General features: G+C 65.1%; 22 protein-coding genes. 10 read left to right on the forward strand and 12 right to left on the reverse strand.

Annotated elements, in window-relative coordinates; genetic code table 11:
• Nucleotides 1-24 precede the first annotated feature (24 nt).
• Nucleotides 25-270, forward strand: a complete 246-nt coding sequence (locus HZZ16_RS32010) for a PilZ domain-containing protein (protein ID WP_028145870.1) — start codon at nucleotides 25-27, stop codon at nucleotides 268-270.
• An 80-nt stretch (nucleotides 271-350) separates the two neighbouring features.
• The gene (locus tag HZZ16_RS32015; RefSeq protein WP_197954138.1) at nucleotides 351-1,148 is read left to right on the forward strand and encodes a tetratricopeptide repeat protein; all 798 of its coding nucleotides are present in this window, start codon (nucleotides 351-353) and stop codon (nucleotides 1,146-1,148) included.
• A 197-nt stretch (nucleotides 1,149-1,345) separates the two neighbouring features.
• On the opposite strand, the gene HZZ16_RS32020 is transcribed toward HZZ16_RS32015, so the two are convergent.
• The 7 genes from HZZ16_RS32020 to rsmI all read right to left on the reverse strand — a co-directional run bounded on the left by HZZ16_RS32020 (nucleotide 1,346) and on the right by rsmI (nucleotide 8,416).
• Nucleotides 1,346-2,632 carry a CpaE/TadZ family protein gene (locus HZZ16_RS32020; protein WP_197954140.1) on the reverse strand — a complete coding sequence of 429 codons (1,287 nt, stop codon included), beginning with the start codon at nucleotides 2,630-2,632 and terminating at the stop codon, nucleotides 1,346-1,348.
• Nucleotides 2,629-3,360 (reverse strand): CpaD family pilus assembly protein, encoded by a 732-nt coding sequence (locus tag HZZ16_RS32025; protein WP_197954142.1) that lies wholly within the window; start codon nucleotides 3,358-3,360, stop codon nucleotides 2,629-2,631. Before HZZ16_RS32025 ends, HZZ16_RS32020 begins: the two co-directional genes overlap by 4 nt.
• A 50-nt stretch (nucleotides 3,361-3,410) precedes the next feature.
• Nucleotides 3,411-4,928, reverse strand: a complete 1,518-nt coding sequence (locus HZZ16_RS32030; protein WP_197954144.1) for a type II and III secretion system protein family protein — start codon at nucleotides 4,926-4,928, stop codon at nucleotides 3,411-3,413.
• Between the two features lie 10 nt (nucleotides 4,929-4,938).
• On the reverse strand, nucleotides 4,939-5,760 hold the full coding sequence (gene cpaB, locus HZZ16_RS32035; RefSeq protein WP_197954146.1) for a Flp pilus assembly protein CpaB: 822 nt from the start codon (nucleotides 5,758-5,760) through the stop codon (nucleotides 4,939-4,941).
• 362 nt (nucleotides 5,761-6,122) lie between these two features.
• Nucleotides 6,123-7,067: a glutathione synthase gene (gene gshB, locus HZZ16_RS32040; RefSeq protein ID WP_197954149.1), complete on the reverse strand. Its 945-nt coding sequence runs from the start codon at nucleotides 7,065-7,067 to the stop codon at nucleotides 6,123-6,125.
• A 10-nt stretch (nucleotides 7,068-7,077) separates the two neighbouring features.
• On the reverse strand, nucleotides 7,078-7,479 hold the full coding sequence (locus HZZ16_RS32045) for a YraN family protein (protein WP_197954151.1): 402 nt from the start codon (nucleotides 7,477-7,479) through the stop codon (nucleotides 7,078-7,080).
• Entirely contained in the window at nucleotides 7,466-8,416 is a 951-nt protein-coding gene (gene rsmI, locus HZZ16_RS32050; protein ID WP_197954153.1) for a 16S rRNA (cytidine(1402)-2'-O)-methyltransferase, read from the reverse strand. The genes HZZ16_RS32045 and rsmI overlap by 14 nt, the downstream gene beginning before the upstream one ends.
• Before the next feature lie 352 nt (nucleotides 8,417-8,768).
• Here rsmI and HZZ16_RS32055 point away from each other — a divergent pair, with 352 nt between their 5' ends.
• Nucleotides 8,769-10,001, forward strand: coding sequence for a penicillin-binding protein activator (locus tag HZZ16_RS32055; RefSeq protein WP_197954154.1), 1,233 nt, complete (start codon nucleotides 8,769-8,771; stop codon nucleotides 9,999-10,001).
• 436 nt (nucleotides 10,002-10,437) lie between these two features.
• Nucleotides 10,438-11,970 (forward strand): ComEC/Rec2 family competence protein, encoded by a 1,533-nt coding sequence (locus tag HZZ16_RS32060; protein WP_197954155.1) that lies wholly within the window; start codon nucleotides 10,438-10,440, stop codon nucleotides 11,968-11,970.
• Nucleotides 11,971-12,093: 123 nt separating this feature from the next.
• On the opposite strand, the gene hemW is transcribed toward HZZ16_RS32060, so the two are convergent.
• The 3 genes from hemW to rph are packed head-to-tail and all read right to left on the reverse strand — an operon-like array spanning nucleotide 12,094 to nucleotide 14,598.
• Nucleotides 12,094-13,251: a radical SAM family heme chaperone HemW gene (gene hemW / locus HZZ16_RS32065; protein WP_197954156.1), complete on the reverse strand. Its 1,158-nt coding sequence runs from the start codon at nucleotides 13,249-13,251 to the stop codon at nucleotides 12,094-12,096.
• Nucleotides 13,238-13,873, reverse strand: a complete 636-nt coding sequence (gene rdgB / locus HZZ16_RS32070) for an RdgB/HAM1 family non-canonical purine NTP pyrophosphatase (RefSeq protein WP_197954159.1) — start codon at nucleotides 13,871-13,873, stop codon at nucleotides 13,238-13,240. The genes hemW and rdgB overlap by 14 nt, the downstream gene beginning before the upstream one ends.
• A gap of 11 nt (nucleotides 13,874-13,884) precedes the next feature.
• Nucleotides 13,885-14,598 carry a ribonuclease PH gene (gene rph / locus HZZ16_RS32075; protein ID WP_197954161.1) on the reverse strand — a complete coding sequence of 238 codons (714 nt, stop codon included), beginning with the start codon at nucleotides 14,596-14,598 and terminating at the stop codon, nucleotides 13,885-13,887.
• Nucleotides 14,599-14,766: 168 nt separating this feature from the next.
• On the opposite strand from rph, the gene hrcA reads away from it, so the two are divergent.
• Nucleotides 14,767-15,855: a heat-inducible transcriptional repressor HrcA gene (gene hrcA, locus HZZ16_RS32080; protein WP_197954162.1), complete on the forward strand. Its 1,089-nt coding sequence runs from the start codon at nucleotides 14,767-14,769 to the stop codon at nucleotides 15,853-15,855.
• A 94-nt stretch (nucleotides 15,856-15,949) separates the two neighbouring features.
• Nucleotides 15,950-16,567 (forward strand): nucleotide exchange factor GrpE, encoded by a 618-nt coding sequence (gene grpE / locus HZZ16_RS32085; protein WP_197954164.1) that lies wholly within the window; start codon nucleotides 15,950-15,952, stop codon nucleotides 16,565-16,567.
• 100 nt (nucleotides 16,568-16,667) lie between these two features.
• Here grpE and pncA read toward each other — a convergent pair whose 3' ends face one another.
• Together pncA and HZZ16_RS32095 are read right to left on the reverse strand one after the other, a co-directional pair.
• Nucleotides 16,668-17,390: a bifunctional nicotinamidase/pyrazinamidase gene (pncA, locus tag HZZ16_RS32090; protein WP_197954170.1), complete on the reverse strand. Its 723-nt coding sequence runs from the start codon at nucleotides 17,388-17,390 to the stop codon at nucleotides 16,668-16,670.
• 322 nt (nucleotides 17,391-17,712) lie between these two features.
• Nucleotides 17,713-18,654, reverse strand: coding sequence for a hypothetical protein (locus tag HZZ16_RS32095; protein WP_197954171.1), 942 nt, complete (start codon nucleotides 18,652-18,654; stop codon nucleotides 17,713-17,715).
• Between the two features lie 393 nt (nucleotides 18,655-19,047).
• On the opposite strand from HZZ16_RS32095, the gene dnaK reads away from it, so the two are divergent.
• From dnaK to HZZ16_RS32115, 4 genes are all read left to right on the forward strand, one after another.
• A complete protein-coding gene (dnaK, locus tag HZZ16_RS32100; protein ID WP_197954174.1) occupies nucleotides 19,048-20,949 on the forward strand; it encodes a molecular chaperone DnaK in 1,902 nt (633 codons plus the stop codon).
• A 245-nt stretch (nucleotides 20,950-21,194) separates the two neighbouring features.
• On the forward strand, nucleotides 21,195-22,331 hold the full coding sequence (dnaJ, locus tag HZZ16_RS32105; RefSeq protein WP_197954176.1) for a molecular chaperone DnaJ: 1,137 nt from the start codon (nucleotides 21,195-21,197) through the stop codon (nucleotides 22,329-22,331).
• Between the two features lie 88 nt (nucleotides 22,332-22,419).
• On the forward strand, nucleotides 22,420-23,019 hold the full coding sequence (locus HZZ16_RS32110) for a class I SAM-dependent methyltransferase (protein WP_197954178.1): 600 nt from the start codon (nucleotides 22,420-22,422) through the stop codon (nucleotides 23,017-23,019).
• Between the two features lie 54 nt (nucleotides 23,020-23,073).
• Entirely contained in the window at nucleotides 23,074-23,652 is a 579-nt protein-coding gene (locus HZZ16_RS32115) for an NADPH-dependent FMN reductase (protein ID WP_197954180.1), read from the forward strand.

The raw sequence follows: 23,652 nt of genomic DNA on the forward strand, positions 1-23,652 counted from the left end.
TGGTCTAACGGGTGAACAGTTCAAATGCTTGTAAATCGCCGGAGAAGCGAACGTCGGGTGTGCAGCCGTCTCGCCAAGATCCATTTTGGCGCGGGCTCGCTGCCGCGGGATTGCACGATCACGGATATTTCGGATGGCGGCGTCAAAGTGGTGGCGGAATTTCTCGAGGTGCCGCCGCAATTCACCATCATCTTCGCGCCTGATTATTCGCGCCAATGCCGCCTGCGCTGGCGCATCGGCTGCGAATTCGGCGCCGAGTTCGTCGACTGAACCTCAACAGGCGCGCCGCCTTAACGGGACTTTAGCGTTAATCGGTAAGCATCTCTGATCAGTTGCCGAGTGATCAGAGTATGTCCAAGCGTTCGTTCCCCGCCTTTGCCCCGGCGGGATATCTGTGTTCCGCCGTCCTGATCCTCGCCCTCGGCGGCTGTCAGACGGCCGGCATCGAGGACGTCACCGGTGCGCTAGGCCGCAAGCAGGAGTCCGTCGCCAAGGACGGCGACAGGACCGACAGCAAGGCCGACGCCAGGCCGGAGATGGACGCACTTCGCGAGCGTTATCGCGCCAAGCCCGGCGATCCCGCAATTGCTCTCGAATACGGCAAGGCGCTGCGTGGCAGCGGCCAGCGCGCGCAGGCGGTCGCGGTGCTCGAGCAGGCCGTGCTCGCCCATCCCGGCAACAAGGCGCTGCTCGCCGGCTATGGCCGTGCGCTCGCCGACAACGGCAATTTCCAGCAGGCCTTCGACGTGCTCGGCCGCGCGCATTCGCCTGAGGATCCCGATTGGCGCATCCTGTCGGCGCAGGGCGCGGCGCTCGATCAGCTCGGCCGCAACGAGGAAGCCCAGCAATATTACGCCGCGGCGTTGAAGATCGTGCCGAACGAGCCGACCGTGCTGTCCAATCTCGGCCTGTCTTACATGCTGCAGAACAATCTGTCGAAGGCCGAGCAGGTGCTCGGCCGCGCCTATCAGCGCAATCAGAACGATGCGCGGGTGCGTGCTAACCTCGCGCTCGTGCTGGGATTGCAGGGCCGCGAGGCCGAGGCCGAAATCCTCGTGAAGGCAGATCTGCCGCCGGACCAGGCCGCGGCCAAGGTCGCGGCGCTGAAGCAACTGCTGGCGAAGAAGCAGCAGCGGGCGGACAGGTAATCCGCCCCTCCTGCTGTACGCCAGGGCAATCGCATTGAATTTTGCAGAGGTCGTCATGCCCGGGCTTGTCCCGGGCATCCACGTTCTTTGTGCTGCGTGGAAAGGCGTGGATGGCCGGGACAAGCCCGGCCATGACGTTGTGGAGACAGCTGGTGCCCCAGCCAGATCTCATATGTGATTGCGCAGCGCTGTGGCCCTTACGACGCCTTGCGATGCGGGGCCGAGCTGCGTCCTGACTTGCCCTTCAGCTTCTTCAGCAGCGGCTCGAGCAGCGAGCGCTTCGGCTTCTTCACCTCGCCGCGGCCGGCGAGGCGGTTCGCCATATTCTGGAACAGAACGGTGGTGCGGTGGGTCCTGGAGACCTCCGCGATCATCTGGCCGTTATTGGCCGCGGTCGAGAACAGCTTCGAATCGAACGGGATCACCGCGATCGGCTGGCTCTCCATGGTCTTGGCGAAGGCCTTGACCTCGATCTCCGCGCGCTTGTGCATGCCGACCTGGTTGAGGCAGTACAGCGGCGGCCGGTCGTTCGGTCGCGCCGCCTTCAGCACGCTCAGCATGTTCTTGGTGTTGCGCAAGTTGGCGAGATCGGGCTCGGCCACGATCACGATGTCGTCGGCGTTCACCAGCGCGCGCCTTGTCCAGCCGGACCATTGATGGGGCACGTCGAGCACGATGCAGGGCGTCGTCATGCGCAGCGTGTCGAACACCGCGTCAAAAGCTTCGGCACCGAAATCGTAGACGCGGTCGAGCGTGGCGGGCGCCGCCAGGAGGCTGAGGCGATCGGTGCATTTGGCGAGCAGGCGCTCCATCAGCGCCGTGTCCGGCCGGTCCTGCGACAGCACCGCATTGGCGATGCCCTGCACCGGATCCTGATTGTAGTCGAGGCCCGCGGTGCCGAAGGCGAGGTCGAGATCGATCACCACGGAATCGAGCGAAAGGTCGCGGGCGATGGTCCAGGCCAGATTATGCGCGACGGTGGACGCGCCGACGCCGCCCTTGGCGCCGACCACGGCGATGACGCGGCCGGTGATGATGGCCTCTGAGGCCGAGAACAGGCTGCAGATCGAGCGGACCACGTCGAGGGTCTCGACCGGCCCGACCACGTAATCGTTGACGCCGCGGCGGACCAGCTCGCGATAGGGCGCGGTGTCGTTGGGGCTGCCGATCACGACCACGCGGGTGCCGGGATCGCAGACGCCGGCGAGGTCGTCCAGTCCCTCGAGGATGTCGCGCGTGCCGTCGGACTCGATGACGATCACGTTCGGCGTCGGCATCGATTCATAGGCCTCGATCGCCGCTGCGAGGCCGCCGTCCTTGGCGCTGAGATGGGCCTTGGCGAGCCGGCGGTCCTGGCCAGCCGCCGTCACGGCCTTGAGCGTCTGCTCGGTCTCGCAGAAGGCTTGCACCGAAATGCGAGGAACCGGCGCGATGTGTTCCTCGGGATGCTGCGGATCGTCGCCGTCGTCTTGAATGCCTATCATTTGGCGGTATCGCTGAGTTTGGCCTTGTCGGATTCGGGATAGGTGGTCGTCGTCGTCGTGCCCTTGCGATAGCGATCGAACGCGATGTCGCGCCGTGCGGTGTAGGCGGGCGTCTCGGCGCGCGGTTGCTCGAGGTCGGCCGGGTTGTCGATCATCGCGGCGAGATTGCGCTGGCTGGCGCAGCCCAGATTGAAATAGGGCCGGTTCTCGTTGTAGCCGGGATCGAGGATGTTGGGGCCGACGTCTTCCGGCCACAGCCCGCAGGGGCCGGCGACCGCGGTGATCTTCGAATAGCTCAGGCGGATGGTGGGCAGCAGCCCGGGATCATCAGGGCGAAAGGGCCGCTGGACGATGGCACGTGACGGCACGCCGCCGGAGGTGAGCACCGAGCGAATCTCGTGGTAGGTCGCAGCCGCCGCGCGCGAATTGGCGGTGTCGACGGGCACGTCGACGACCACGGAGCCGGTGCCTTCGCGCACCCAGTCCCGCGCGATGCCTGCAACGTCCGAATGCTGCGCAGCCGAGAGGCCGCCTCTGCTCTTGCCGACGAAGATAACGATCGACTTCTTGCCTTCCTGCACCGCGATCGGGTGGCGCTGGCGATAATCGGTCGGCACCGTCTGGGTGACGATCTCGGTGGTGTTACAGGCGCCCAGCATGACGGACAGCCCCGTCAGTGCCAGTGCGAGCCGCAAATTGCGACGTCGATCGGCTGATGTTGTCGTCATCCCCAGATCCCTCCTGCCCCGTGTCTTGCCCGGTCCCCAAACCGTTCGTCTCAGTCGATGATGAAGCCGAAATCACCCGGCGTGCCGGCGACCGGATCGACACGGCTCGCAATGCCGTAGAGGCGGTTGACCCGGCCGAGCAGCGCCCTCTGCGCGTCCGAGGCCGGTGCGAAGCCGTCGTCGGGCCGCGACAATTCCTTCTGGGCGACCGCGCGCACCACATAGGGGGTCACGATCACCATCAATTCGGTCTCGTTGTTGACGAAGTCCTGGCTGCGGAACAGCGCGCCGATGATCGGCACCTGGTCGACCCCGGGCAGTCCGTTGATCGCCTGCTTGGTCTGCTGCTGAATCAGGCCGGCCATCGCCATCGAGCCGCCCGAGGGAATTTCCAGGGTCGTTTCGGCGCGGCGGGTCTGGATCGAAGGAATGGTGATCGAGTTGGTCGTGTTCAAGGACGCCGACTGCGTCAGCGTGATCGAGTTGGTGTTCGACAGCTCCGAGACCTCGGTCATCACGCGCAGGCTGATGCGGCCTTCGCTCAGCACGACCGGCGTGAAGTTCAGGGAGATGCCGAACTTCTTGTAGGTGACTTGGGTGGTGCAGACGTGAGTGACCGGATCGCAGGCATAGCCGCCGGGAATCGGGAATTCGCCGCCAGCAACGAAAGTGGCGGATTCGCCCGAGATCGCGGTCAGGCTCGGTTCGGCCAGCGTGCGCATGACGCCAGCGCTTTCCATCGCCCGCATCGTGGCGTTGACGGTGGCGACGCCCTTGGCGAGCCCGGTGACGCCGAGCCCATTGCTGCCGACGATCGGCCCGCCGGAGACCGAGAACGGATTGGAATTGTTGAAATTCACTACCGCCGTGCCGGCATTCAGGCTGGCGCTGAGATCGACGCCGAGCTGCTTGACGATGTCGCGGCGGACTTCGCCGACCACGACCTTGAGCATGACCTGGTCGCGGCCGCGCACGACAATGTTGTTGACGACCTTATCCGCGCCGCCGACCAGCTTTGCGGCGACGTCGCCGGCCTGCTGGGCCTCGACCGGGCTCGACACCGAGCCGGTCAGCATCACGCTGTCGCCGACGCCTTCGATCTGCACGCCCGGCAGCGACTGGCGCAGCGCCGAACGCATGCCGTTGAGGTCGCGCTTCACCGCGATGTCATAGGAGGCGACCTGCTGGCCGTCCGCGGCGAAGAACACGACGTTGGTCTGGCCGACCTGGCCGCCGATGATATAGGCGCGCTGGGCCGAGCGGATCACCGCATTGGCGATCTTTGGATCGGCCACCAGCACGTCCTTGACCTCGCGCGGCAGGTCGATGACGACGGACTTGCCGATGCCGAGGGACAGAAAACGCGACCGCGCCGGTGCGATGCTTGCAACCGATGACACGCTGAGATCCGATGCCTGCATCGGCGCCTGGTCGCCGACCGGCGCCTCCGCAGCACTGGGGACGCCGGGAGCCGCCAGCAGCCCCAGCATCAACATCGTCCCCGTCAGGACCGAGCGCGCGCGCTTCCCCCGAATGCGCAGGCCCGTCCGATCACCCCCATAGTTCATGCTGTCCCCATCACTTCTGTGACGTCAGTTGCCGTGCCTGGACGCCGTAACGGATTACGTTCACGCCGCCTGGGCGCTTGATCGCCTGGTCCTCGGGCGTGCCGTCGACTGCGTTGGCATCGACGATGCTGCGCAGCGCGAGTGTCAGAGTGCCGCCCTGGCGTGCGGCCGAAAGCGTGGCGACCTGGTCGGGCCGCAGCTCGAGCGTGACGGTCTTGCCGATGACGGCGTTCTGGCCCTCCTTTTCCTTCGGGGCCTGGTCGATCGCGAGCACGCGGATGTTGGTGAGAATGACCTCCGACAGGACGAGGTCGTTGCCGCCCGTCGGGCCGTTGGCGTTGCCGCCGTCCGGATTCTTCAGCCGGCGGGTCAGGACGATGTCGACGCGGTCATTCGGCAGGATGAAGCCGCCGGCGCCGGTCTCGGCCGAAATCTCGGTGGAGACCGCGCGCATCCCGGACGGCAGGATTGCGGCCATGAAGCCGGAGCCTTCGGCCTTGACAAGCTTCTGCTCGCGGATCGGTTCGCCCTGCATCAGCGGCACGCGCGCGATCGAGCCTGCGATCTGGGTCGGTGCTTGCGGCCTGCTGTCGCGGCGGATGAAGGCGCTGCTGGCGGTTGCCGCGGGCCAGGCCTGCCATTGCAGGTCCTCGGGCTTGACGGCCTGGCCGAGCTGGATGTCGTTCTTGGCGACGAGGACCTCGACCGTCGGCAGCTTCTCGGCGACAGGCAGGACGGCCGCGGGTGGATTCTGATAGCCGCTCGCCAGATACGCTGCGACGCCGCCGGCGCCGAGAGCGATGACGAGAACGACAATGCGTGCGGTATTCATACGCTTCTACTCTTACGCGGGGCACTCGAACCGCACCTGGCGTGTTCCCCCGCGTCGATGAGTAGGGAGCAAAAGTATAAGGGGTGTTGCGAGGCCGAACGCGATGCCCGGCCGCGATGCTGGTTCTCGGCAGATGGTGAACGCGGCGTTATCGGGCTGGCCGGCGGCCCCGTAGTTTCACGTATGCGGGCGCGCACGTTCGCACGACGCGCGCGGCGTCATGGTGAATACGTCGTTAGCGCGCAGAGGTGGCCGCGAGCGTCATCCGTGGCCCCGAATGGAGCGCAAGCGTAATCCGGGGCCGGTGCGAGTGATGAGCGTCCCGGATTTCGCTAACGCTCCATCCGGCTACGCGCAGAGCTCTACTTCTTCCGCTTCGCTTCGATCACGTCCCAGATCTTCGCCGCGACATCGGGGCCGCCGAGACGCGCGATGGCGCGGATGCCAGTCGGTGAGGTCACGTTGATCTCGGTGAGGTTGCCGTTGATGACGTCGATGCCGACGAACAACAGGCCGCGCTCGCGCAGCGCAGGTCCGACGGTGGCGCAGATCTCGCGCTCGCGCGGGGTGAGCTCGGTCTCCTGCGCCGCGCCGCCGCGCACCATGTTGGAGCGGAGGTCGTCGGCCGCCGGCACGCGGTTCACCGCGCCGGCGAACTCGCCGTCGACCAGGATGATACGCTTGTCGCCGTGCTTCACCTCGGGGATGAATTGCTGGATCACCCAGGGCTCCCTGAACGTCACCGAGAACATGTCGAACAGCGAGCCGAAATTCATGTCCTGCGGCATCACGCGGAACACCGCCGCGCCGCCATGGCCGTGCAGCGGCTTCATGACCACCGCGCCGTACTTGTCGCGGAACGCGTTGATCTCATCCAGGTCGCGCGAGATCAGCGTCGGCGGCATCAGCTGCGGAAAATTCATCACGAACAGCTTTTCTGGCGCGTTGCGCACCGAGGCGGGATCGTTGACGACCAGCGTCTTCGGATGGATGCGCTCCAGGAAATGCGTCGACGTGATGTAGGCGAGGTCGAACGGCGGATCCTGGCGCAGCAGCACCACGTCGAAGCCGTTCAGCGCCTCGCGCTTGGGCTCACCGAGGGTGAAATGGTCGCCGGGCTCGTCGCGCACGGTCAGGAGCTGAACCGGCGCGACCAGCTCCTCGCCGACCATCGAGAGCTTGTCCGGGGTGTAATAGGACAGGCCATGGCCGCGCTTCTGCGCCTCCAACAGCAGCGCGAAGGTGGAATCGGCCTTGATGTTGATGCGGGCGATGGGGTCCATCTGGACGGCGACGTTCAGTTTCATGGGCTGCCTTTCAGGTCGAGGCGTCGAATGCCGCCAACACATGGCGCGGAAGCGAGCGCGGCGCAATCAGCATGGCGTCGAATCGCAATTCGAATTCGGCATGCTCGGGATGCGCTGCGAGCCAGCCTTGCGCGGCATCGATGATGCGCTGCTGCTGGCGCGGCGTCACGGCAAAGGCGGCATCGTCCAGCGTGGCGCGGGCCTTGACCTCGACGAAGGCGATCAGGTTGCGGCGCCGCGCCACGATGTCGATCTCGCCATGCGGCGTGCGGTAACGTTTGGCGAGAATGCGGTAGCCCTTGGCCATGAGATAGGCGGCGGCGCGGCTCTCCGCGGAAATGCCCGTCTGGAACGCCGCCACGCGCTCGGGCGAGGCGACCTTCGGTTCCGCAGGGATCTCAGTCTTCGCCATCGCTTCCCTTCGAATCCTTTGCGAGCGCGAGCGCCCGGGCATAGACCTCGCGGCGCGGCCGGCCCGACAATGCGACCGCATGCGCCACGGCATCCTTGACGCTGTGCGCGGCAAGCTGCTCGCGCAACAGACCATCGAGCGCGTCCGATGTCAGGACCTCGGCGTCGGCCGCCGGCGGAGCGATCACCAGCACGAATTCGCCGCGCGTCTCCAGCGTTGCAGTCTCGCGCGCCAGCTCGCTCAGCGTTGCGCGCGAAATCTCCTCGTGCAGCTTGGTCAGCTCACGGCAGATCGCGGCCTCGCGCGGTCCCATGATCTCGGCGAGATCGGCCAGCGTATCCTGCACGCGGTTGCCTGACTCGAACATCACCAGCGTCGCATCGATGCGGGCGAGCTCGGTGAGACGGCTGCGGCGCGCGGCTGATTTCGCCGGCAAGAAGCCTTCGAAGAAGAAACGGTCGGTCGGCAGCGCGGCGACCGACAGCGCGGCCAGCACCGAGGACGGGCCAGGCAGCGCATATACCGCATGGCCGGCGGCGCAGACCTCGCGCACCAGCTTGAAGCCGGGGTCGGAGATCAGCGGCGTGCCGGCGTCCGACACCAGCGCGACCGAGCCGCCCTGTCCGAGGGTTTCGAGGATTTTTGGACGCGCAGCCTCCGCATTGTGCTCGTGATATGGCTTGAGCTGCGCCGTGATCGCATAGCGTTCGGTCAGGCGGCGCGTGATGCGGGTGTCCTCACAGGCAATGATGTCGACTCCGGCGAGCGTCTGCAGTGCCCGCAGGGTGATGTCGCCGAGATTGCCGATCGGGGTCGCGACCAGATGGAGGCCTGGCGCGGCCTTCGGCGCCGCGAGCCGATGGGCATCGATGGAGAAACCGCGCGAGGCGGCGTCTTGAGCTTCAGGCGTATTTATCGGGGCCGGCTTTGCGCGCATAATGGAGCCAACTTAGGCACGATCGCTAAGGCTGGGAACCGGCTCGCCGAAAAAGATCGTGCCCAAAGATCGTATCCAGGTCAGGGGCGAGGAACGGACGGGAATGTGATCGGTCGGAGATCACGTCGCGAGGGAGTGAGGGCCTCGCGCCATATTCGCGACGGAAACGCCGCCTTGATGAGTGAATGAGTGGCGGCGAGAGCTGCCGGGACAGGATTGCGGCCGCGTTAAGCGGTTGTTATCCTTTTGTTTCGGTTAACTATTTGCCGACACACTGCCTGAATCCGCGGCCCTCGTCGCGGACGCAATGTCGTGATCGGCCGGCGAACGGCGGGTCGGAAGAGAAGCTGCCATGGTCGGCCCGCGTCATCCAAAGTCTCACCTTCCGGGGTCCCGATCGCCAGGGGCGACCCGGCGGACTGCGCTCGGCCTGATGCTGGGTGCGCCCGTGCTGTCGGCCTGTGCCGGCGTGCAGCAAAGTCTCAGCCAGTTCTCCAACCCGTTCTCGAGCTCCACACCGCCGGCCCAGCCGGCCGGCCCGCAGCAGCAGGCGACGACCGCCGGCACCGGCGGCGTGAAGGTCGGTCTGATCCTGCCACTCTCCGCGGCCGGCAACGCCGGGCTCGCTGCGCAATCGATGCGCAACGCCGCCGAGATGGCGCTGGCCGAGTTCCAGAACCCGAACATCCAGCTCCTGATCAAGGACGACAATGGCAGCCCGCAGGGCGCGCAGGCCGGCGCGCAGCAGGCAGTCGACGAGGGCGCCGAGATCATCCTCGGGCCGCTGTTCGCGCAATCGGTGCCGGCGGTGGCACAGGTCGCGCGCACGCGCGGCATCCCGGTGATCGCGTTCTCGACGGATTCCAGCATTGCCGGACGCGGCGTCTACCTGCTCTCGTTCCTGCCGGAATCCGACGTCAATCGCATCGTCGAATATTCCGCCGGCATCGGAAAGCGTTCCTTCGCCGTGCTGGTGCCCGACAACGCCTATGGCAATGTCGTCGAGGCCGCGGTGAAGGCGGCGGTGCCGCGGCGGGGCGGGCGCATAGTCGCGTTCGAGAAATACGGCGCCGATCGCGCCACGCCCGCGCGCACCGTGGCGCAGCAGCTCGGCAGTGCGGACGCGCTGTTCATGGCCGATGACGGCGATGCCGTCGTGTCAGTCGCGGATGCGATGACCGCCGCTGGCGCGAACCTGCGCAACATCCAGCTGCTCGGCACCGGCCTGTGGGATAATCCGCGCGTCTATGCCAGCTCCGCGCTGCAGGGCGGCCTCTACGCCGCGCCCGACCCGGCCGGGTTCCGCGCCTTCTCCGGCCGCTACCGTACCAAATACGGCGCCGAGCCGATCCGCACCGCGACCCTTTCCTATGACGCGGTCGCGCTCGTCGCCGCGCTGGCGCGCACGCAAGGCGGCCAGCGCTTCTCGTCCGACGTGCTCACGAACCCCTCCGGCTTTGCCGGCATCGACGGCCTGTTCCGCTTCCGCGCGGATGGCACGAATGAACGTGGGCTTGCCGTGATGAAGGTGACGCAAGGCGGCGGCGTCGCGGTTGCGGGCTCGCCGAAGAGCTTTGGGGCGTAGCTGGTTCACCTCTCTCGCTTGCGAGAGAGGTCCGCGCGTCGTTCGTCTCCGGAGGCGGCAAGCTCGATCGAGCAGTAGGCCGGCTGGTGACAAAGCCAATCCTGTGGGCCACCCAACTCGGCACTTGACTCGCAGTTAGGCAGGCGATCAACTTTGGATGCCGCAACCATATGTTGCGTCTGTTTTTAGAGTTAGCCGAGCAGAATCTTTTCAGCAGTCGCCGGTATCCCGGCATTCAAGACGTAAACCTGGCCGTTTTCGCGCATCGCCTTCAGTGACGCGGCTGCAAAATGCGTAGATCATAGAGACCATCCACGCGTGTCGATCCCGTTGAATACCGCATACGCACAGCCTGATAACCCGCAGCGAGAGACGTAAACGGCCTTCATGCGTCGCGCTTTCCATTGCAACGCAACCTCGATGAGGGATCGTCATCATGGCAAAGAGGTACGTGATCAACGTCGATCTTGCTGACGTCTGGCAGGAGAAGAACCGCAAAAGCCTCCTGAGGACGTTGGCCTGGGGTGATGAGGTCAGCGTTGTTAAGATGGGTCGGGACTATGCTGAGATCGAAACGGTCGAATTCGTGGAACGCCAGGATGGCAGCATTCTGCCGGAAAAGAGGTTTGGTTACCTCCAGCCGAAGAAGACGTCGGGTTTGAAGCTGACCGATGTTCTCATCCCGCGGAATCGCAACAAGGTCCTCAAGGTCAATTTCGTCGATGTTCAGCAGGGCGACGGCTCGGTGATCGAATCGCCGCAAGGTAAGGCGATGCTTGTCGATGGTGGCGACAATGAGCTCTTTGCCCGTTATCTCGCCTCCAGGTTTCGTGGCACGTCGCCCAATAGGCCGAAGGAAATCGAGTGCATCCTCGTCACGCATGGAGACGCCGACCATTTCGTCGGCCTGCCCGAGATCCAAATATCTGAGCAAAATGAGGCGGTTCGAAAGCGCCTCTTCATCGAGCCGAAACGGGTCTACCACAACGGGATTGTGAAGCGGCCCGAAAAGAAGGCCAACGATAAGCGACGGAACGAAACAGAGCTGCTGGGTCCAACAAGGAAGGTGGGTAAGGACCTCTATCTCGTCGGATTGGTGGATAACCTCCTCAAAGTACCCGACAAGGAGATGAACAAGCCTTTCAAGGTTTGGAAGGATACCCTGGCGAAGTACAACAAGAGGTCAAAGATCGAGTTCAGGCGACTTGAGATTGGCGATGACGATGCCTTCGACTTCTTCGCTGAGGAGGACATAAAGGTAGAGGTACTGGGGCCGTTGACGTCCAAGGTGGGGGGCAAGTCTGCCCTGAAATTTCTCGGCACTCCGCCGAAGGGGCCGAGGATCGGCCACGAGTCGCTGGAAACAGACGACCTTAAGAGCAGCGGCTTTTCGGCCTCACATACGATCAATGGCCACTCAATCGTATTCCGGCTGACCTATGGAAGAATGAGCTACCTGTTCACCGGCGATCTCAATGATGAGTCCAGCCGCTTCCTCACGCGTGAACACAATAGCGGGACAATCAACCTCAAGGCGGAAGTCTTCAAGGTCCCGCACCATGGGTCGGCGGACTTTTCAGGGGCTTTCATCCAGGCGGTGGATCCGATCGTCAGCGTGATCTCCAGCGGCGACGAGAATGCCCGCAAGGAATACATTCATCCCAGGGCGACCTTGGTCGGGGCCTTAGGCAAATGGTCGCGCGTGCCGGAGCCCCTGGTTCTGGTGACGGAGCTTGTAGCGTTCTTTAACGTCGAGGGGCCCTCCAGGGTGATCGACCCCAAGAAGGACAAGAAGCGCGGCAAGTTCTTCGGCTTCAGTCGTACGGCATTCGGCATGGTTAAGACCCGTACTGACGGCAAGAGATTGCTCGTCTACACCGACAGCGGGAATCTCAAGATGAAAGAGGCGTACGCCTACGCACTGGATAAGGCCGGATTGCTAGAACCGTCTGAAGTCGTCCGCGCTTGACTGCGCTTCGCTAAGCTTTGGGACACCGGGTGAAGGTTGGGGGATTGTCCCCTTGTGGAGACACCCTATCCCAACTCCTCTCCCGCAAGCGGGCGAGGGAGCGCACCGCCAGTTTGGCTAAGACTACGCCGCCAAATCCGCGACCACGGCATCCAATACCGGAAACCCGCTGCTGGTCACGCGCAGCCGCCCCGTCGCGTCGACCGTGATCGCGCCTTCCTCGCGCAAGAGCGCAATGCGGCGGGGGTCGAGCGGGCGGCCGGCGAGGGCCTTGTAGCGCTCGGGGTCGATGCCTTCGGCAAGACGCAAACCCATCAGCAGGAATTCGTCGGCGCGCTCCTCGCTGTTGAGGAGCTCGTCGCTGACGACACCGTCGCCGTTGGTCTCGACCCGCATCAGCCAGGCCTCGGGACGCTTCTCGGTCGCGGTGGCGTGCCTGATGCCGTCGATGTCGAGGCGGCCATGTGCGCCGGGGCCGATGCCGGCATATTCCTCGCCGCGCCAGTAAACCAGATTGTGCCGGCACTCGGCGCCGCGCCGCGCGTGATTGGAGATCTCGTAAGCGGGTAGCCCCAGCTTGTCGCAGGTCTCCTGCGTGACGTCGTAGAGCGCGCGTGCGACCGCCTCGTCCGGCGTCTTCAGCTTGCCGGCCTGGTGCAGGCCGAAGAACGGCGTGCCTTCCTCGATCGTCAATTGATAGAGCGACAAATGCTCGGCCGCTTCATCGATGGCGTGCCGCAGCTCGCCCGCCCACATTGCCGGCGTCTGGTCGGGGCGGGCGTAGATCAGGTCAAACGAATAGCGGTCGAACGCGCGGCGCGCGATAGCGACGGCATCGAGCGCTTCGCGGGCGCTGTGCATGCGGCCGAGCGCCTTCAGCGAGGCATCGTCGAGCGCCTGCACGCCGAGCGAGACGCGGTTGACGCCTGCGATGCGATAGCCGGCAAAGCGCGTGGCTTCGACACTGGTCGGGTTCGCTTCCAGCGTCACCTCGACGTCGCCTGCGACGGTCCAGTGCTTGCCGATCGCATCGAGCACCGCGCCGACGGTCGAAGGCTGCATCAAAGACGGCGTGCCACCGCCGAGGAAGATCGAGGTGACCTCGCGGCCAGGCGCGCGCTCGGCGGTCGTTGCGATCTCGCGCGCGAAGGCGGAGGCGAAGCGCGCTTCGTCGATCGCGGCGTGGCGGACGTGGCTGTTGAAGTCGCAATAGGGGCACTTCGACAGGCAGAACGGCCAATGCACATAGACGCCAAACGCATCCTTGTTAGCGCGGCTCAAGGCAGATCTCCGCCAGTTTCCGAAAAGCGCGGGCACGGTGCGACAGGCCGAGGCCGAGCGGCGGCAGGCCGTGCTTCTCGATGCTGGTCATCTCGCCGAATGTGCGGCTGTGCCCGTCCGGCAGGAACATCGGATCGTAGCCGAAGCCGGCAGTGCCGCGCGGTGGCCAGATCAGCGTGCCGTCCACGCGCGCCTCGACCTCCTCGCGATGATCGTCGGGCCAGGCCACGCAGAGCGCGGAGACGAAGTGGGCCCTGCGCTTGTCCGGCGTGGTGGCGCCGCGCTCCTGCAGCAGGCGCTCGATCTGCGCCATCGCCGCGTTGAAATCCTTGGTCGGACCGGCCCAGCGCGCGCTGTAGATTCCGGGCGCGCCGTCGAGCGCGTCGACGACGATGCCGGAATCGTCGGCGAAGGCGGGGAGCTTCGCCGCCTGCGCCGCGGCGATCGCCTTGATCGCGGCGTTGCTGCGGAAATCGCTGCCGGTTTCCTCGGGCTCGTCCAGGCCGAGCTCGCCGGCCGATATCGCCTCGATGCCATACGGCGCAAGCAGCTCCCTCATCTCGGCGAGCTTGCCGGGATTGTGGGTGGCGATGACGAGCTTGTCCGTGATTCGGCGGTGCATGGCCCTATTGACTACGCCACGGCCAGTTTCTGCAAGTCCACCAGGCGCGCGATGCCCTTCTGCGCCAGGGCGATCAGCTTCAGGAACTCGTCCTGCGTGAACGGCTCGCGTTCCGCGGTGCCCTGCACCTCGATGATCCGGCCATCGCCCGTCATGACGAAATTGGCGTCGGTCTCGGCTTCCGAATCCTCGGCATAGTCGAGGTCGAGCACCGGCGTGCCGTTGAAGATGCCGCAGGAGATCGCGGCGACGTTGTCGCGCAGCACGTTGGCCTTCAGCATGTTGCGCGCCTTCATCCAGTTGATGCAATCGGCCAGCGCGACCCAGGCGCCGGTGATCGAGGCCGTGCGGGTGCCGCCGTCGGCCTGGAGCACGTCGCAATCGACCGTGATCTGGCGCTCGCCGAGCGCTTCGAGATCGACGATGGTGCGAAGCGAGCGGCCGATCAGGCGCTGGATCTCGACGGTACGCCCGCTCTGCTTGCCGGCGGAGGCCTCGCGGCGGGTGCGTTCGGAGGTCGCGCGCGGCAGCATGCCGTATTCGGCGGTGACCCAGCCGCGGCCCTGGCCCTTCAGCCACGGCGGCAGGCGGTCTTCCAGCGTGGCGGTGACCAGCACATGGGTGTCGCCGAATTTCACCAGGCAGGAGCCTTCCGCATATTTGACCACGCCGCGCTCCAGCGTCACGGGGCGCAATTCGTCGGGCGCACGGCGGCTTGGCCGCATGGGAAATCTCCAAAACTCACGGGAATAGGCTGTTCGCGGTGCTTGTAGGTGGGGCGGGGGTGGGCGGCAAGGGCTTATTCACCCCCTGATCGTCGGCCTGCAAACGCCACGCTTGTCAGAAGCGGCCCGGATGGACAAATTATAAGTATCTGAGAGGAGTTACCGTCTGTGGCCCATCACGATCCGATCCATCTGATCGCGCCGCGCGCAGGCCTTGCCCAGCTCAACGAGCGTTCCCGCGACATCTTTCGTCAAATTGTCGAAAGCTATCTCGCGACCGGTGAGCCGGTCGGCTCGCGGAACATTTCCCGCCTGATCGCCATGCCGCTGTCGCCGGCCTCGGTCCGCAACGTCATGGCCGATCTGGAACAGCTCGGCTTGATCTATGCCCCGCACACCTCCGCCGGCCGGCTGCCGACGGAACTGGGCCTGCGCTTCTTCGTCGATGCCCTGATGCAGGTCGGCGATCTCAACGAGGCCGAGCGGCAGTCGATCCAGAGCCAGCTCTCCTCCGTCGGCGAGGCGCAATCGGTCGAGGCGGCGCTGGACCAGGCCTTGATGCGGCTCTCCGGCCTGACCCGGGCCGCCGCCGTCGTGCTGACGCCGAAATCCAATGCGCGGCTGAAGCACATCGAATTCGTCCGCCTGGAACCGGAAAAAGCGCTGGTGATCCTGGTCGGCGAGGACGGCCAGGTCGAAAACCGCGTGCTGACGCTGCCGCCCGGGGTTCCCTCCTCGGCGCTGACGGAAGCCAGCAATTTCCTCAATGCGCGGATCCGCGGCCGCACGCTCGCCGAGGCGCGGCTCGAGCTCGAGACCGCACTCGGCGAGGCTCGTGCCGAGCTCGATCAGCTGACACAGAAAGTGATCTCGGCCGGCATCGCCAGCTGGTCCGGCGGCGAGAGCGAGGACCGCCAGCTTATCGTGCGCGGCCATGCCAATCTGCTCGAAGATCTGCACGCGCTGGAGGATCTGGAGCGGGTGCGCCTGTTGTTCGACGACCTCGAGACCAAGCGCGGCGTGATCGACCTGCTCGGCCGGGCCGAGACCGCCGAAGGCGTGCGCATCTTCATCGGCAGTGAGAACAAGCTGTTCTCGCTGTCGGGATCGTCCACCATCATCTCGCCCTATCGGGATGCCGCCGGCCACATCGTCGGCGTCCTCGGCGTGATCGGCCCGACGCGGCTGAATTATGCCCGCGTGATCCCGACCGTGGACTACGCCGCCCGCATCGTCAGCCGTCTCTTGGGGGGCTGACCCGCCTTTCCGCCGATCACGGGCGCTTGATTTTCGCGGGCTTAAGCACGATATCCGGGCCAACATCCCTGAAACGAGTTCGAGATCAGAGCCGATGACCGAGCAAGACCGGCAACCCGAAGACACGACTGCAGCGACCGGCGAGCCCGTGGTGTCGAAACCCTACATCATGCCCGACGATCCCGAGCCCGGCTCGGTCGAGACCCTGCAGAAGGAAGCCGCCGAGGCGCGCGACCGCATGTTGCGGACGCTGGCCGAGATGGAGAACCTGCGCAAGCGCACTGCCAAGGAAGTCGCCGACGCCCGCCTCTACGGCATCACCGGCTTTGCCCGCGACGTGCTCGAAATCGCCGACAATCTCCAGCGTGCGCTCGACGCCGTTCCGGCCGAAGCGCGCGCCGCGGCCGATCCCGGCTTGACGGCGCTGATCGAGGGCGTCGAGCTCACCGAGCGCTCGCTGCTCAACGCGCTGGAAAAGCACGGCGTGAAGAAGCTCGATCCGCAGGGCCAGAAGTTCGATCCGAACTTCCACCAGGCGATGTTCGAAGTGCCCGATGCCTCGGTGCCGTCGGGCACCGTGGTGCAGGTCGTGCAGGCCGGCTACACAATCGGCGAGCGCGTGCTGCGCCCGGCGCTGGTCGGCGTCGCCAAGGGCGGCGCGAAGGCTGCGCCCGCGGCGAACAACAACGAGTCGAGCAGCGCGGCGAACTGAGCTTGGCGTCATTCCGGGGCGATGCGAAGCATCGAACCCGGAATCTCGAGATTCCGGGTTCGGCTCTTCGAGCCGCCCCGGAATGACAGCTCCGAAAATCCTACGCGCTCACCGCGATATCCGCAGACTGAATCCGCTTCACGCCCGCCTTGGCCATATCGGCCCAGGCCTTGGCGAGCGAGCCCTGCGTGTCGATGCCGCGGCAGGCGTCTTCCACCACATAGACCTCGAAGCCCGCCTTGCGCCCGTCGAGCGCGGTCCAGGCGACGCAGAAGTCCGTCGCGAGACCCGCGACGAAGAGGCGCTTGATCTTGCGGCCCCTCAGGTAGCCGGCGAGCCCCGTCGAGGTCTTGCCGTCGGCTTCGAGGAAGGCCGAATAGCTGTCGACGTCCTTGTGAAAACCCTTGCGGATGATGAGCTCGGCGTGCGGGATCGACAGGTCCTTCGACAGCGCCGCGCCATCGGTGCCTTGCACGCAATGGTCCGGCCACAGCACCTGCTTGCCGTAGGGAAGGTCCACCGTTTCGAACGGCTTCTTGCCGGAATGAACCGACGCAAACGAGACGTGGCCCGGCGTGTGCCAGTCCTGCGTCAGCACCACGTTCGCAAATGCCTTCGAGATCCTGTTGATGACCGGCACCACCTGCTCGCCTTCCTTCACCGCGAGGCTGCCGCCGGGCAGGAAGCAGTTCTGCACGTCGATCACGAGCAGCGCGGACGTTTCGTCCGGCTTGATCGATGCGGCCGCGAACAGCGCATCTGGCGCGAGCGTCGCCAGCGCCGTCGTTCCAAGCATTGCCAAGACTTGCCGCCGAACCAGCATGTATGCCTCCCCTGAAGGTGATCCAACGGGAGGAAGCCTAGTTCCGTTCGTGTACGAACAGAAGCCCGAAAATGCAGCCGGGTTTGGTGAGTAATCGAGCTTAAGCCGCGAACTCAGTGCACCTCTCCCGCTTGCGGGAGAGCATAGGCCGCCTTCGGCGGCCGTCCTTCAAAAGGACGCCGAGGCGTAGCCTCGGCTATCGCGCTCGCAGAGCTCGGCAGGTGAGGGCTCTCTCCTCTTGGGGGTTCTCGATTGCGGAGACACCCTCTCCCCAGCCCTCCCCCGCAGGCGGGGAGGGAGCGCATCTCGTTCGGAGATGCAGCTACCCCTTCGGCTGAATCCCGTCGCGCACGGCGCGGAAGCGGGTGAAGGCGGCTTGCCATTGGTCGCGCGGGGCGCTGGCGATGATGCGCAATGATGCGCCGCCCGTCGAGAAGCGGATCCACTGCACCACCGTCACCGGGACCTTGTCCTTGCCGCTGACGCCGTCGATCCGGGTCTCGAAGCCTTGCTGGCCGTTGATGCGGATCGGCTCGGACATGGTGATGCGCGACTCGCGCACGCCGGGAATCTGCAGCGCCGCCTCCTGGGCGAAGCGGGCGCGGTCGTCGGCGGCTTGCGGGGTGGCGCCGATCAGGCCGAGGATCATGAACGGCCTCGTTTCGTAGCCGGCGCTCTCATTGCCGTCGGCCAGGATGATGCTCGAGCCCGGTGCCAGGGTCCGGATGTCCTTGAAGTCGGCGAGATCGGTGATCTTGAACGGCAGCAGCGCGATCTGCTCTTCGGCCGAGACCTGCCTGCGGGTGGTGGCGCTCGCGAACATCTGCCGCACCGCCTCGTCCGTGTAGATCTTGGTCGCATTCTCCGGGATCTGCACCGCGACATAGCCGGAGAAGCCGGCGCCGGGCACGATCATCGAATAGCGCTTCACCGGAATATCCCCGGCCTTGCCGCTTTCAGTGGTGAAATAGGCAAGACCTGCGGGGGTCTCGACCTTGTCCTGCTTGACGCCGCCCGTTCCGCCGGGATTGGCATTGAAGGCGCTCACGACCTCGCCATAGGCGGCCGGCGGCAGCTCGGTAACCAGCACCTTGACGCTGCCGTCCTCGCTCTCGAAGCCCGGAAAGGTCTTGGCCGTGCTGAGGCCGATCAGCGGCACCATGCCGAGACGCAGGCCAGGTGGGAAAACGACGTCGGCGGCGAGGGCCGGAAGCGCTGTTGCGGCGAGGAGGGCGAGCGCGGCGAGGGGGCGGATCAGCTTCATGGCCACTCTGATTGGTTCACATTGAGGCCGTTCGATGGTCGGCCACGGGGCCGCTTTGTCGCGCGAAGCAGCTGCGCCGGCTGTGCGGTCGGTCCGCCTTTTAGCCGGTTTGGCCTCGCCGCAACAGGGCGGCCGGGCTCCCGGGTGCGGGGGCTTGCCGAAGCCGGGACCTGTTAATAATTCCTCACCCGCAAGGGCGATTGAGCCCGGATATCATCTTCCAAAACCCGATGTTTTAGCGACAGAAACGTAGCTTCGGTCCTTGCGGGCCCCTCCCCCCCTCCTATATGAGCCTCAATCATCGCAATATCGCGGATGTTTGATCTTAGGGGGTTTCGGTCGGGTGCCTCTTGGGCCCAGCCAACCTGCCGCAAAAAGAAGGATATCAGGACCATGGGAAAGGTCATTGGGATCGACCTCGGCACCACGAATTCGTGCGTCGCCGTGATGGATGGCAAGAACGCCAAAGTCATCGAGAATTCCGAAGGCATGCGCACGACGCCTTCGATCGTCGCCGTCACGGATGACGGCGAGCGCCTCGTCGGTCAGCCGGCCAAGCGCCAGGCCGTCACCAATCCCGAGCGCACTTTCTTCGCAGTGAAGCGCCTCATCGGCCGCCGCTACGACGACCCGATGGTCGAGAAGGACAAGAAGCTCGTTCCCTACAAGATCGTGAAGGCTTCCAACGGCGACGCCTGGGTCGAGGCCGACGGCCAGACCTACTCGCCCTCGCAGGTCTCGGCCTTCATCCTGCAGAAGATGAAGGAGACCGCGGAAGCCCATCTCGGCCAGAAGGTCGAGCAGGCCGTCATCACCGTTCCCGCCTACTTCAACGACGCCCAGCGCCAGGCGACCAAGGACGCCGGCAAGATCGCGGGTCTCGAAGTGCTGCGCATCATCAACGAGCCGACCGCGGCCGCGCTCGCCTATGGCCTCGACAAGACCAAGGCCGGCACCATCGCGGTGTACGACCTCGGCGGCGGCACGTTCGATATCTCCATTCTCGAAATCGGCGACGGCGTGTTCGAGGTGAAGTCGACCAACGGCGACACCTTCCTCGGCGGCGAAGACTTCGACATGCGCCTCGTGGGTTATCTCGCCGACGAGTTCCAGAAGGAGCAGGGCATCAACCTGCGCAACGACAAGCTCGCTTTGCAGCGCCTGAAGGAAGCCGCTGAAAAGGCCAAGATCGAGCTGTCGTCGACGACGCAGACCGAGATCAACCTGCCCTTCATCACCGCGGACCAGACCGGCCCGAAGCATCTGACCATGAAGCTCACCCGCGCCAAGTTCGAGGCGCTGGTCGACGACCTCGTGCAGAAGACCATCGAGCCGTGCCGCAAGGCGCTGAAGGACGCCGGCGTCACCGCCGGTGAGATCGGCGAGGTCGTTTTGGTCGGCGGCATGACCCGCATGCCGAAGGTCCAGGAAGTCGTGAAGCAGCTGTTCGGCAAGGAGCCGCACAAGGGTGTCAACCCGGACGAAGTCGTGGCGATCGGTGCCGCGATCCAGGCCGGCGTGCTCCAGGGCGACGTCAAGGACGTGCTGCTGCTCGACGTGACCCCGCTGTCGCTGGGTATCGAGACGCTGGGTGGCGTGTTCACCCGCATCATCGACCGCAACACCACGATCCCGACCAAGAAGAGCCAGGTGTTCTCGACGGCCGAAGACAATCAGAATGCCGTCACCATTCGCGTCTTCCAGGGCGAGCGTGAAATGGCCGCCGACAATAAGATGCTCGGGCAGTTTGACCTGATGGGCATTCCGCCGGCGCCGCGCGGCATGCCGCAGATCGAGGTGACCTTCGACATCGACGCCAACGGCATCGTCAACGTCTCGGCCAAGGACAAGGCCACCGGCAAGGAGCAGCAGATCCGCATCCAGGCTTCCGGTGGTCTGTCGGAAGCCGACATCGAGAAGATGGTCAAGGACGCCGAGGCCAATGCCGAGGCGGACAAGAAGCGCCGCGAGGCCGTGACCGCCAAGAACGAGGCGGATGGCCTGGTGCATTCGACCGAGAAGGCTTTGGCCGAGCATGGCTCGAAGGTCGCCGAGAGCGAGCGCCGCGCCATCGAGGATGCCGTCAGCGACCTCAAGGAAGCGCTGAAGGGCGACGATGCCGAGGCGATCAAGGCCAAGACCCAGACGCTGGCGCAGGCTTCGATGAAGCTCGGCGAGGCCATGTACAAGCAGCAGGCCGAGGCCGACGCCAAGAAGGATGCGGCCAAGGACGACGTCGTCGACGCGGAATTCACCGAGGTCGACGACGACAAGAACAACAAGAAGTCCGCTTAAGCCCCGAGAGGGTGACGATGCGGACGGCTTGGACCCCACACGCGCTACCGGCCTCCTCCCTCGCGGGGGAGGCCGTCGTGTCGGGGCGGGCGAGCACGTCGCCCGTTACGATCGATCAATTCCCAGCGGTTATTCTCAGCGCTGCCAGGCTGCCCTCTGCTGCAAGGTCGAAGGGCGCTCATACCGCCGCATGTCAGCGTTGTTCCGCGCCAACTTGAATCGCGATTGGATAGACCGAGCTCACCATGTCCACGTCCACCAAGCGCTGCTATTACGAGACCCTCGAAGTCGATCGCGACGCCGACGAATCCAAGCTGAAATCGTCGTTCCGCAAGCTCGCAATGAAATTCCATCCCGACCGCAATCCCGGGGATGAGACCAGCGAAGTCAAGTTCAAGGAAATCAACGAGGCTTACGAGGTCCTGAAGGACAAAGACAAGCGCGCCGCCTATGACCGTTACGGCCACGCCGCGTTCGAGCAGGGCGGCGGCTTCGGCGGCGGCGCCGGTTTCGGCGCGGGCTTCGCCTCCTCTTTCTCCGACATCTTCGAGGACCTGTTCGGCATGGCCGGACAGCGCGGCCGCGGCGGCCGCGAGCGCGGCGCCGATCTGCGCTACAACATGGAAATCACGCTCGAGGAAGCCTTTGGCGGCAAGACCGCGCAGATCGAGATTCCGGTCTCGGTCACCTGCGAGGCCTGCTCGGGCATCGGTGCCAAGGCCGGCACCAAGCCGAAGACCTGCTCGACCTGCGGCGGCGCCGGCCGCGTGCGGCAGTCGCAGGGCTTCTTCACGCTGGAGCGGACCTGCCCGGGTTGTCAGGGCCGCGGCCAGATGATCGAGGACGCCTGCCCGTCCTGCTCGGGACAAGGGCGGGTCACGCGGGAGCGGACGCTCTCGGTCAATATTCCGCAGGGCGTCGAGGATGGCACTCGGATCAGGCTCGCCGGCGAGGGCGAGGCTGGCGTCCGCGGCGGGCCGCCCGGCGACCTCTACATCTTCCTCTCGCTAGCACAGCACCAGTTCTTCCAGCGCGACGGCGCCGACCTGCATTGTCGCGTGCCGATCTCGATGGTCACCGCCGCGCTCGGCGGCGAATTCGAGGTGCCGACCATCGACAAAGGCAAGACCAAAGTGAAGGTGCCCGCGGGCACCCAGTCGGGCCGCCGATTCCGCATTGCATCAAAGGGCATGCCGGTGCTGCGGTCGCGCCAGATGGGCGATATGTACGTTCAGGTCATGGTCGAGACCCCGCAGAACCTGACCAAGAAGCAGCAGGAATTGCTGGCCGAGTTCGAGAAGCTCTCCTCCGGCAACACCCAGCCGGAAGCCGAGGGTTTCTTCGCCAAGGTCAAGGATTTCTTCGGCAATCGGGCGAATTGACTCGTCTTGACCGTATCGCCTCCGGCCTATACGTCTTTATGACCATTTTCTGACACGCCGCGGTCCCGCGGTTCCGTCCGGTCCCGACATGCCCTTGCCATCGTCCGCGCGTGCGTTGAAGAAGCCTCGTCTCGATGACGAGGTGCGCTTTCTCAGATCGTGGATTGAAAAGCCGCTGCACATGGGCGCGGTGATGCCGTCCGGCAAGCTGCTGGCACGGACCATGGCTCATTATGTCGATCCCGATTCCGACGCACCGGTGATCGAGCTCGGACCTGGCACCGGCGCCATCACGTCAGCGCTGATCGAGCGCGGGGTCGACCAGAAGCGTCTCGTTCTCGTCGAATACAATCCCGGCTTCTGCGCGCTGCTGCGCGACCGCTATCCGCAAGCTAAGGTGGTGCAGGGCGATGCCTACCGCCTGCGCGACACGCTTTGGAATGTGTTGAGCGCGCCCGCTGGCGCTGTCGTTTCCGGCCTGCCGCTCGTCACCAAGCCGATGCTGACGCGGCTGCGGCTGGTTCGCGATGCCTTCACCGCGCTCGCGCCCGGTGCGCCCTTCATCCAGTTCACCTATGCGGTAGTGCCGCCGATCCCGAAATCGCTGCCCGGCGTGTCCACAGAGGCATCGGAACGGATCTGGATGAACCTTCCGCCGGCCCGCGTCTGGGTGTATCGCAAGCATTAATTCCGCCGGCTCCTCTTTGCGCGGCGGTTCGTTTCGCCGAACGCATGGAAGCGGATGCCCGCACCCAAGATCCTGATCATTCCCGGCTCGCTGCGCACTGGCTCGCATAATGCGAAGCTGGCGGCGGTGGCCGCCTACGAATTCGTTCAGGCCGGCGTCGACGTCACCCGCATCTCGCTCGCCGATTTTCCGCTGCCGATCTATGACGGCGATCTCCAGGCCAAATCCGGCGTGCCCAAGCACGCGATCAATCTGAAGCGCATGATCGGCGCGCATCACGGCATCCTCATCGTCTCGCCCGAATACAACGCCTCGGTGCCGCCGCTCCTGAAGAACGCGATCGACTGGGTCAGCCGCGTGCACGAGCTGCACGAGGCGCGCGGCGAGGTGTTCCGCAACCGCGTCTTCGCGCTTGCCGGCGCGTCCCAGAGCCGGTTAGGTGCTGCCCGCGCGCTGCAGGCGCTGCGGCTGATCCTCTCCTCCTGCCACGCCAACGTGATTGCCAGCCAGCTCACGCTCGCCTTTGCCGACCAGGCCTATGACGATAGGGACAGGCTGAAGAATGAGGGCGATATCGCCGCCTTGAAGGAGCTGGTGGCGCAGTTGATCGACGTTTCCCAACGCATGATGTGA

It is taken from the genome of Bradyrhizobium glycinis, from assembly GCF_016031655.1.
In the GTDB taxonomy this organism is placed as follows: domain Bacteria; phylum Pseudomonadota; class Alphaproteobacteria; order Rhizobiales; family Xanthobacteraceae; genus Bradyrhizobium; species Bradyrhizobium glycinis.

Excerpts from the sequence above, each read along its gene's own strand:
- HZZ16_RS32010 (WP_028145870.1), top strand. The coding sequence starts at position 25 with ATGCTTGTAAATCGCCGGAGAAGCGAACGTCGGGTGTGCAGCCGTCTC.
- HZZ16_RS32015 (WP_197954138.1), top strand. The coding sequence starts at position 351 with ATGTCCAAGCGTTCGTTCCCCGCCTTTGCCCCGGCGGGATATCTGTGT.
- HZZ16_RS32020 (WP_197954140.1), bottom strand. The coding sequence starts at position 2,632 with ATGATAGGCATTCAAGACGACGGCGACGATCCGCAGCATCCCGAGGAA.
- HZZ16_RS32025 (WP_197954142.1), bottom strand. The coding sequence starts at position 3,360 with ATGACGACAACATCAGCCGATCGACGTCGCAATTTGCGGCTCGCACTG.
- HZZ16_RS32030 (WP_197954144.1), bottom strand. The coding sequence starts at position 4,928 with ATGAACTATGGGGGTGATCGGACGGGCCTGCGCATTCGGGGGAAGCGC.
- cpaB (WP_197954146.1), bottom strand. The coding sequence starts at position 5,760 with ATGAATACCGCACGCATTGTCGTTCTCGTCATCGCTCTCGGCGCCGGC.
- gshB (WP_197954149.1), bottom strand. The coding sequence starts at position 7,067 with ATGAAACTGAACGTCGCCGTCCAGATGGACCCCATCGCCCGCATCAAC.
- HZZ16_RS32045 (WP_197954151.1), bottom strand. The coding sequence starts at position 7,479 with ATGGCGAAGACTGAGATCCCTGCGGAACCGAAGGTCGCCTCGCCCGAG.
- rsmI (WP_197954153.1), bottom strand. The coding sequence starts at position 8,416 with ATGCGCGCAAAGCCGGCCCCGATAAATACGCCTGAAGCTCAAGACGCC.
- HZZ16_RS32055 (WP_197954154.1), top strand. The coding sequence starts at position 8,769 with ATGGTCGGCCCGCGTCATCCAAAGTCTCACCTTCCGGGGTCCCGATCG.
- HZZ16_RS32060 (WP_197954155.1), top strand. The coding sequence starts at position 10,438 with ATGGCAAAGAGGTACGTGATCAACGTCGATCTTGCTGACGTCTGGCAG.
- rdgB (WP_197954159.1), bottom strand. The coding sequence starts at position 13,873 with ATGCACCGCCGAATCACGGACAAGCTCGTCATCGCCACCCACAATCCC.
- rph (WP_197954161.1), bottom strand. The coding sequence starts at position 14,598 with ATGCGGCCAAGCCGCCGTGCGCCCGACGAATTGCGCCCCGTGACGCTG.
- grpE (WP_197954164.1), top strand. The coding sequence starts at position 15,950 with ATGACCGAGCAAGACCGGCAACCCGAAGACACGACTGCAGCGACCGGC.
- pncA (WP_197954170.1), bottom strand. The coding sequence starts at position 17,390 with ATGCTGGTTCGGCGGCAAGTCTTGGCAATGCTTGGAACGACGGCGCTG.
- HZZ16_RS32095 (WP_197954171.1), bottom strand. The coding sequence starts at position 18,654 with ATGAAGCTGATCCGCCCCCTCGCCGCGCTCGCCCTCCTCGCCGCAACA.
- dnaK (WP_197954174.1), top strand. The coding sequence starts at position 19,048 with ATGGGAAAGGTCATTGGGATCGACCTCGGCACCACGAATTCGTGCGTC.
- dnaJ (WP_197954176.1), top strand. The coding sequence starts at position 21,195 with ATGTCCACGTCCACCAAGCGCTGCTATTACGAGACCCTCGAAGTCGAT.
- HZZ16_RS32110 (WP_197954178.1), top strand. The coding sequence starts at position 22,420 with ATGCCCTTGCCATCGTCCGCGCGTGCGTTGAAGAAGCCTCGTCTCGAT.
- HZZ16_RS32115 (WP_197954180.1), top strand. The coding sequence starts at position 23,074 with ATGCCCGCACCCAAGATCCTGATCATTCCCGGCTCGCTGCGCACTGGC.